We start from the raw sequence: 7979 nt of genomic DNA on the forward strand, positions 1-7979 counted from the left end.
AGGCCGCGCCAGTGCGCGGGGCAGGCCGGGAGAAAAATTGAAGAGGGGGCGGTGCATGGCCAGGCCATGGCCGGCCCATCGTCGCTTTACACAAGAATTTGAGCTCAAGGGCAGGGCAGGGCCGTCAGGGTCCCCCGGCCAATACTGGAGAAAGCAAGCATGAGCAACTGGTTGGTAGACAAACTGATCCCTTCGATCATGCGTTCCGAGGTGAAGAAGAGCTCGGTGCCGGAGGGGCTGTGGCACAAGTGCCCGTCCTGCGAGGCCGTGCTGTACCGTCCGGAGCTGGAAAAGACCCTCGACGTCTGCCCCAAGTGCAACCACCACATGCGCATCGGCGCACGTGCGCGTATCGACATCTTCCTCGATGCCGAAGGCCGCGCCGAACTGGGTGCCGACCTGGAGCCGGTCGACCGCCTGAAGTTCCGTGACGGCAAGAAGTACAAGGACCGCCTGACCGCCGCGCAGAAGCAGACCGGCGAGAAAGACGCGCTGATCTCCATGAGCGGTACCCTGATGGGCATGCCGATCGTGGTCAGCGCCTTCGAGTTCTCCTTCATGGGCGGCTCCATGGGCGCCATCGTCGGTGAGCGCTTCGTGCGTGCGGCCAACTACGCGCTGGAGCACCGTTGCCCGATGGTTTGCTTCTCCGCCTCCGGTGGCGCGCGCATGCAGGAAGCGCTGATCTCGCTGATGCAGATGGCCAAGACCTCCGCGGTGCTGGCGCGCCTGCGCGAAGAAGGCATTCCGTTCATCTCGGTGCTGACCGACCCGGTCTACGGCGGTGTGTCCGCCAGCCTGGCGATGCTCGGCGACGTGATCGTCGGCGAACCCAAGGCGCTGATCGGCTTCGCCGGCCCGCGGGTGATCGAGCAGACCGTGCGCGAAAAACTGCCGGAAGGCTTCCAGCGCAGCGAGTTCCTGCTGGAACACGGCGCCATCGACCTGATCATCTCCCGTGAAGAGCTGCGTCCGCGCCTGGCTCGCCTGCTGGCGCAAATGACTGGCCAGGCCACCCCGGAAGCGGCCAAAGAGGTCGCCGCGGTCGCGTGATGAACCAGCGCACCTTGGGCGACTGGCTCGCCTACCTCGAACAGCTGCACCCCTCGGCCATCGACATGGGCCTGGAGCGTTCGCAACAGGTGCTGGCGCGCCTGGGCCTGGGCAAGCTGGCGCCGCGCGTGGTGACGGTGACCGGCACCAACGGCAAGGGCTCGACCTGTGCCTTCGTCGCCGCGTTGTTGCGTGCCCAGGGGCTCAAGGTCGGGGTCTACAGCTCGCCGCACTTGCTGCGCTACAACGAGCGGGTACTGCTCGATGGCGCCGAGGCCAGCGATGAGCAGCTGTGCCAGGCCTTCGCCGCCGTCGAGGCGGCGCGGGGCGAGATTTCGCTGACTTATTTCGAAATGGGCACCCTGGCGGCGTTCTGGCTGTTCAGGCAGGCGGCGCTGGATGCCGTGGTGCTCGAGGTCGGCCTGGGTGGCCGGCTGGATGCGGTCAACCTGGTGGATGCCGATATTTCGCTGGTCACCAGCATCGGCGTCGATCACACCGATTACCTGGGCGACACCCGTGAGTCGGTGGCGTTCGAGAAGGCCGGGATCTTGCGTGCCGGCAAGCCGGCCCTGTGTGGTGACCTGGACCCGCCGCAACCCTTGCTGGACAAGGTGCGCGAGCTCGGTTGCCAGTTCTTCCTGCGTGGTCGCGATTTCGACCTGGCCGTGACTGGCGAGCACTGGCAATGGCATGGCCGCCAGCTCGACGGCGCGACGGTTCAGTTGCGCGACCTGCCGTTGCTCGACCTGCCGATGGAGAACGCCAGCCTGGCGCTGCAAGCCTTCCTGCTCATGGGCCTGCCTTGGGACGAGGCGCAGGTGCGCCAGGCGTTGCAGGCGGCGCGCATCACCGGGCGTCTCGACCGGCGTACGCTGAGCTTCAAGGGCAAGCCTATCGAGCTGATGCTGGATGTCGGTCACAACCCCCACGCAGCCGAATACCTGGCGCGCCGCCTGGCGGCACGGCCGGCGCAAGGGCGGCGGCTGGCGGTGTTCGGCCTGCTCGCCGACAAGGACCTGCCAGGGGTGCTCGCGCCATTGCATGCCCTGGTCGATGAGTGGGCGGTGACGCCCCTCGCCACGCCGCGCAGCCGCTCGGCCGCCGAGCTGGCCCAGGCCTTGACGAACCTCGGGGCGCCGGTGAAGTCTTACGCCAGTGTCGCTGCCGCCCTCGAGGGGCAGTGCGCGCAGGCAACGGCGGATGACCAGATCGTGCTGTTCGGTTCGTTTTTCTGCGTCGGCGAGGCCTTGGCCTGGCTCGAGCGGCAGGTCCCAGAGGATGGAGTAGATGGCAGTGCTGGATAAAGGGATGAAACAGCGCATGGTCGGTGCGCTGGTGCTGGTGGCGCTGGCGGTGATCTTCCTGCCGATGCTGTTCACCCGCGAGGACGAGATGCGCCAGGTGCGTGTCGAGGCGCCGCAAGCGCCGGCCATGCCGAGCCTGGCGCAGGTGCAGGTGGAGCCGGTGGCGGTGCCCGAGCCGCAGCCGTTGCCTGAACCGGTGGTGGTCGAGGAGTCCAGCGCGCCAGTGGCCACGCCCAGCCAGCCGATTGCCCCGGCACCTTCGGCGCTGCCGCCAGCGGCCAAGCCGCAGGTCCAGGCGCCTGCGCCCAAGGCTACGCCGGCTCCGGCAGCCAGCGCGCCGGTGGCCAAGCCGACGGTTCCGGCGAAGATCGACGTCAACGGTCTGCCGGTGAGCTGGTCGATCCAGCTGGCCAGCCTGTCCAACCGCGGCGGTGCCGACACCTTGCAGAAAACCCTGCGCAGCCAGGGCTACAACGCCTACATCCGCTCGGCCGATGGCATGAACCGGGTATTCGTCGGACCGCTGATCGAGCGCGCCGAGGCCGAGCGCCTGCGTGACGTGATCAACCGCCAGCACAACCTCAAAGGCTTCGTGGTGCGCTTCCAGCCCGAGCGCGGCTGACGCCCATCTCTGGGCATGCACGTCCCCCTGTAGGCGCGGCCTTGTGTCGCGAAAGGGCTGCGCAGCAGCCCCAGGATCTCAGCGTCGAAGTAGAAATCGCTGGGGCTGCTTTGCAGCCCTTTCGCGACGCAAGGCCGCTCCTACACAAATCCATAAAGCTGTCCCTGAAGTCAGCCTGCAGCCCTTCAAACTCCTGACATTCCGCTTACCCCAAGCCCGTTGCTCTGGTAAAATGCGCCGCCTCAAACGTCGGCAGGCAGCACCGTGGCATTTACCTGGGTTGATTGGGCGATCATTGCGATCATCGCCGTTTCCTCACTGATCAGTCTCAAGCGCGGCTTCGTCAAGGAAGCCTTGTCCCTGCTCATCTGGATAGTCGCCGGCGCGGTGGCCTGGATGTTCGGCGGGTCGCTGTCACAGTACCTGGAAAGCTACATCCAGACCCCTTCCGCGCGGGTCATCGCCGGCTGCGCCATACTGTTCGTCGCCACCCTGCTGGTGGGGGCGATGCTCAACTTCCTTATCGGCGAGCTGATTCGCGTGACCGGCCTGTCCGGCACCGACCGCTTTCTCGGCATGGCCTTCGGCGCCGCGCGCGGGGCCCTGCTGGTGGTGGTGGCCGTCGGGCTGCTGAGCCTGGGGCCGGTACAGCAGGATCCGTGGTGGCAGGAATCACGCCTGATACCACAATTTCTATTGGTAGCCGACTGGTCGAAAAACCTCATACTGGGGTTCACCGGCCAATGGATGTCCAGTGGGGTCAGCGCACCCGTTGACCTTCCGTTCAAGGAACAGCTGCTCGGACCTACCCGGCCCTGAGCGCTTTTCACTCAAGTTTCATCAAAGTAGGGGTTGCGTCGCATGTGTGGCATCGTCGGTATCGTCGGTAAGTCGAACGTCAATCAGGCGCTGTATGACGCGCTAACCGTGCTCCAGCACCGCGGCCAGGACGCTGCCGGTATCGTGACCAGCCACGACGGCCGGTTGTTCCTGCGCAAGGATAACGGCCTGGTGCGCGACGTCTTCCAGCAGCGCCACATGCAGCGCCTGGTGGGCAGCATCGGCATCGGTCACGTGCGTTACCCGACCGCCGGCAGCTCGACCTCGGCCGAGGCTCAGCCGTTCTATGTCAACTCGCCATACGGCATCACCCTGGCGCACAACGGCAACCTGACCAACGTCGAGCAGTTGGCCAAGGAGATCTACGAGTCCGACCTGCGCCACGTCAACACCAACTCCGACTCCGAAGTGCTGCTGAACGTGTTCGCCCATGAGCTGGCGGTACGCGGCAAGCTGCAGCCAACCGAGGAAGACGTGTTCGCGGCGGTGTCCCACGTGCACAGCCGTTGCGTTGGCGGCTACGCGGTGGTGGCGATGATCACCGGCTACGGCATCGTCGGCTTCCGCGACCCCAACGGTATCCGTCCGGTGGTGTTCGGCCAGCGTCACACCGACGAAGGCGTCGAGTACATGATCGCCTCGGAAAGCGTGGCCCTGGACGTGCTCGGCTTCACCCTGATCCGCGACCTGGCGCCGGGCGAGGCGGTCTACATCACCGAGGAAGGCCAGCTGTTCACCAAGCAGTGCGCGCAACACCCGAAACTGCAGCCGTGCATCTTCGAGCACGTCTACCTGGCCCGTCCGGACTCGATCATCGACGGCGTATCGGTATACAAGGCGCGCCTGCGCATGGGCGAGAAACTGGCCGAGAAGATCCAGCGCGAGCGCCCCGACCACGACATCGACGTGGTCATCCCGATCCCCGACACCAGCCGCACCGCGGCCCTTGAGCTGGCCAACCACCTGGGCGTGAAGTTCCGCGAAGGTTTCGTCAAGAACCGCTATATCGGCCGTACCTTCATCATGCCCGGCCAGGCCGCGCGCAAGAAATCGGTACGCCAGAAGCTCAACGCCATCGAGCTGGAGTTCCGCGGCAAGAACGTGATGCTGGTGGACGACTCGATCGTGCGCGGCACCACCTGCAAGCAGATCATCCAGATGGCCCGCGAAGCCGGCGCGAAGAACGTCTACTTCTGCTCCGCGGCCCCTGCGGTACGCTACCCCAACGTCTACGGCATCGACATGCCGAGTGCACACGAACTGATCGCCCACAACCGTACCACCGAACAGGTGGCCGAGTTGATCGGCGCCGACTGGCTGGTCTACCAGGACCTGCCGGACCTCATCGACTCGGTCGGTGGCGGCAAGATCAAGATCGAAAACTTCGATTGCGCGGTGTTCAACGGTGAGTACGTCACCGGCGATATCGACGAAGCCTACCTCGAGCGCATCGAGCAGGCTCGCAACGACCTGGCCAAGGTGAAGAACCAGGCCGTGAGCGCGATCATCGACCTGTACAACAACTGATTTGGGAGCGACGGCATGACCGATCAATGGGATGCCGGTCGACTGGACAGTGACCTCGAGGGTGTCGGCTTCGACACCCTGGCGGTGCGCGCCGGTCAGAACCGCACACCGGAGGCCGAGCACAGCGAAGCGCTGTTCCTGACCTCCAGCTATGTCTTCCGCACGGCCGCCGACGCCGCCGCGCGCTTTGCCGGCGAAACGGCGGGCAACGTCTACTCGCGCTACACCAACCCCACCGTGCGCGCCTTCGAAGAGCGCCTGGCGGCCATGGAAGGCGCCGAACAGGCCGTGGCGACCTCCACCGGCATGGCGGCGATCCTCGCCGTGGTCATGTCGCTGTGCAGTGCCGGTGACCATGTACTGGTGTCGCAGAGCGTGTTCGGCTCGACCATCAGCCTGTTCGAAAAGTATTTCAAGCGTTTCGGCGTGCAGGTGGACTACGTGCCGCTGGTCGACCTGAGCGGCTGGGAAAAGGCCATCAAAGCCAATACCAAGCTGCTGATCGTCGAGTCGCCGTCCAACCCGCTGGCCGAGCTGGTGGATATCAGCGCCCTGGCCGAGATCGCCCATGCCCGTGGCGCGATGCTGGTCGTGGACAACTGCTTCAGTACCCCGGCCTTGCAGCAGCCGCTCAAGCTCGGCGCCGACATCGTGTTCCATTCGGCCACCAAGTTCATCGACGGCCAGGGCCGTTGCATGGGCGGTGTGGTCGCCGGCCGTGCCGAGCAGATGAAAGAAGTGGTGGGCTTCCTGCGCACCGCCGGGCCGACCCTCAGCCCGTTCAATGCCTGGATCTTCACCAAGGGCCTGGAGACGCTCAAGCTGCGCATGCGGGCCCACTGCGAAAGCGCCCAGCAGTTGGCGCAATGGCTGGAGCAGCAGGACGGGGTGGAAAAAGTGCATTACGCCGGCCTGCCGAGCCACCCGCAGCACGAACTGGCCAAGCGCCAGATGAGCGGCTTCGGCGCGGTGCTCAGCTTCGAGGTCAAGGGCGGCAAGGAAGGCGCCTGGCGCTTCATCGACGCCACCCGGGTGATTTCGATCACCACCAACCTGGGCGACAGCAAGACCACCATCGCCCACCCGGCGACCACCTCCCACGGCCGCCTGACGCCGCAGGAGCGTGAAGCGGCGGGTATCCGCGACAGCCTGGTCCGCGTGGCGGTCGGCCTCGAAGACGTGGCCGACCTGCAGGCGGACCTGGCGCGCGGCCTGGCGGCGCTGTGATCGACTGGAAGGGTGGCGAGCCGGACCATAACGGTCGGGTAGCCCTGGTGACCGGGGCCGCGCGCGGCATCGGCCTGGGCATCGCCGCCTGGCTGGTCTGCGAAGGCTGGCAGGTGGTCCTCAGCGATCTCGACCGTCAGCGTGGGCCCAAGGTGGCCAAGGCGCTGGGTGACAATGCCTCGTTCATCAGCATGGACGTGGCCGACGAAGCCCAGGTCAGTGCCGGGGTGTCCGAAGTGCTGGGGCGGTTTGGCCGGCTGGATGCCCTGGTGTGCAACGCGGCGATCGCCAACCCGCACAACCAGACCCTCGAGAGCCTGTCGCTGGCGCAGTGGAACCGTGTGCTGGCGGTCAACCTCAATGGCCCGATGCTGCTGGCCAAGCATTGTGCGCCCTACCTGCGTGCCCATGGCGGGGCAATCGTCAACCTGACGTCCACCCGCGCCCGGCAGTCGGAACCGGACACCGAGGCCTATGCGGCAAGCAAGGGTGGGCTGGTGGCCCTGACCCACGCCCTGGCCATGAGCCTGGGGCCGGAAATTCGCGTCAACGCCGTCAGCCCCGGCTGGATCGATGCCCGTGATCCGTCGCAGCGCCGTGCCGAACCGCTGACCGAGGCCGATCATGCCCAGCATCCGGCGGGCAGGGTAGGGACGGTGGAGGATGTCGCGGCGCTGGTGGCGTGGCTGCTGTCGCGCCAGGCGGGGTTCGTCACTGGCCAGGAGTTCGTGGTCGATGGCGGCATGACCCGCAAGATGATCTACACCTGAGCTGTAACCTATTGAGATGCAAGAGAAAGGGGCCGAGGACCCGTTTTTTTGTCGGTTGTGCCGGCCCTGTCGCGGGGCAAGCCCGCTCCCACGCTGCGAGCGTTTGGTTCTGAGGCTGGGCTTGCCCCACGATCAGGCTGCTTTTTTGCCTTTTTTTAAAAAAACTTCAATGGGGGTATTGACTTAGCATCGGTACCTGCGTAAATTTCGCGGCCTCAGCGAAGCAAACGCAACAAGCAACATCGCGGGGGTGATTAGCTCAGCCGGGAGAGCATCTGCCTTACAAGCAGAGGGTCGGCGGTTCGATCCCGTCATCACCCACCACTTCCTGAGGCGTTCCTGGTTCAGCGGTTTCGAAAGAAGCATGCTGGCAGAGAGGAACAGGACGCAAGTCCAACACTGCGCGGCGGTAGTTCAGTCGGTTAGAATACCGGCCTGTCACGCCGGGGGTCGCGGGTTCGAGTCCCGTCCGCCGCGCCATTTTTCTCCAGATGGGTGCTTGCACCGGTCTGAGGCCGCAAGGCCAGATCCCAGTTTCAATCAGGCGCAAGCCTGAACGATACGCAGCGGTAGTTCAGTCGGTTAGAATACCGGCCTGTCACGCCGGGGGTCGCGGGTTCGAGTCCCGTCCGC

Annotated in this window: 7 protein-coding genes and 2 tRNA genes; all 9 read left to right on the top strand. The window is 65.4% G+C overall.

The window, feature by feature from the left end; translation table 11 throughout:
- The first annotated feature begins 159 nt into the window (after positions 1-159).
- The 9 genes from accD (at position 160) to NJG22_RS23170 (ending at position 7826) form a co-directional block, all read left to right on the top strand.
- Entirely contained in the window at positions 160-1053 is an 894-nt protein-coding gene (gene accD / locus NJG22_RS23130; protein WP_134693287.1) for an acetyl-CoA carboxylase, carboxyltransferase subunit beta, read from the top strand.
- The gene (gene folC / locus NJG22_RS23135; protein WP_253098134.1) at positions 1053-2360 is read left to right on the top strand and encodes a bifunctional tetrahydrofolate synthase/dihydrofolate synthase; all 1308 of its coding nucleotides are present in this window, start codon (positions 1053-1055) and stop codon (positions 2358-2360) included. The genes accD and folC overlap by 1 nt, the downstream gene beginning before the upstream one ends.
- The gene (locus tag NJG22_RS23140) at positions 2344-2982 is read left to right on the top strand and encodes an SPOR domain-containing protein (protein WP_253098137.1); all 639 of its coding nucleotides are present in this window, start codon (positions 2344-2346) and stop codon (positions 2980-2982) included. Before folC ends, NJG22_RS23140 begins: the two co-directional genes overlap by 17 nt.
- Positions 2983-3246: 264 nt before the next feature.
- Positions 3247-3801: a CvpA family protein gene (locus NJG22_RS23145; RefSeq protein ID WP_217853611.1), complete on the top strand. Its 555-nt coding sequence runs from the start codon at positions 3247-3249 to the stop codon at positions 3799-3801.
- 42 nt (positions 3802-3843) lie between these two features.
- Positions 3844-5349: an amidophosphoribosyltransferase gene (gene purF / locus NJG22_RS23150; RefSeq protein WP_253098139.1), complete on the top strand. Its 1506-nt coding sequence runs from the start codon at positions 3844-3846 to the stop codon at positions 5347-5349.
- A gap of 15 nt (positions 5350-5364) precedes the next feature.
- The gene (locus NJG22_RS23155; protein ID WP_253098140.1) at positions 5365-6576 is read left to right on the top strand and encodes an O-succinylhomoserine sulfhydrylase; all 1212 of its coding nucleotides are present in this window, start codon (positions 5365-5367) and stop codon (positions 6574-6576) included.
- On the top strand, positions 6573-7346 hold the full coding sequence (locus NJG22_RS23160; RefSeq protein ID WP_217853614.1) for an SDR family oxidoreductase: 774 nt from the start codon (positions 6573-6575) through the stop codon (positions 7344-7346). The genes NJG22_RS23155 and NJG22_RS23160 overlap by 4 nt, the downstream gene beginning before the upstream one ends.
- Before the next feature lie 248 nt (positions 7347-7594).
- Positions 7595-7670, top strand: a tRNA-Val gene (locus tag NJG22_RS23165).
- Between the two features lie 79 nt (positions 7671-7749).
- A tRNA-Asp gene (locus tag NJG22_RS23170) sits at positions 7750-7826 on the top strand.
- Positions 7827-7979: the final 153 nt, after the last annotated feature.

Source organism: Pseudomonas sp. VA159-2, assembly GCF_024126635.1.
GTDB classification, from domain to species: Bacteria; Pseudomonadota; Gammaproteobacteria; order Pseudomonadales; family Pseudomonadaceae; genus Aquipseudomonas; species Aquipseudomonas muyukensis.

Bases quoted from the DNA above. Each gene is read 5' to 3' on its own strand.
- accD (WP_134693287.1), top strand. From the start codon at position 160: ATGAGCAACTGGTTGGTAGACAAACTGATCCCTTCGATCATGCGTTCC.
- folC (WP_253098134.1), top strand. From the start codon at position 1,053: ATGAACCAGCGCACCTTGGGCGACTGGCTCGCCTACCTCGAACAGCTG.
- NJG22_RS23140 (WP_253098137.1), top strand. From the start codon at position 2,344: ATGGCAGTGCTGGATAAAGGGATGAAACAGCGCATGGTCGGTGCGCTG.
- purF (WP_253098139.1), top strand. From the start codon at position 3,844: ATGTGTGGCATCGTCGGTATCGTCGGTAAGTCGAACGTCAATCAGGCG.
- NJG22_RS23155 (WP_253098140.1), top strand. From the start codon at position 5,365: ATGACCGATCAATGGGATGCCGGTCGACTGGACAGTGACCTCGAGGGT.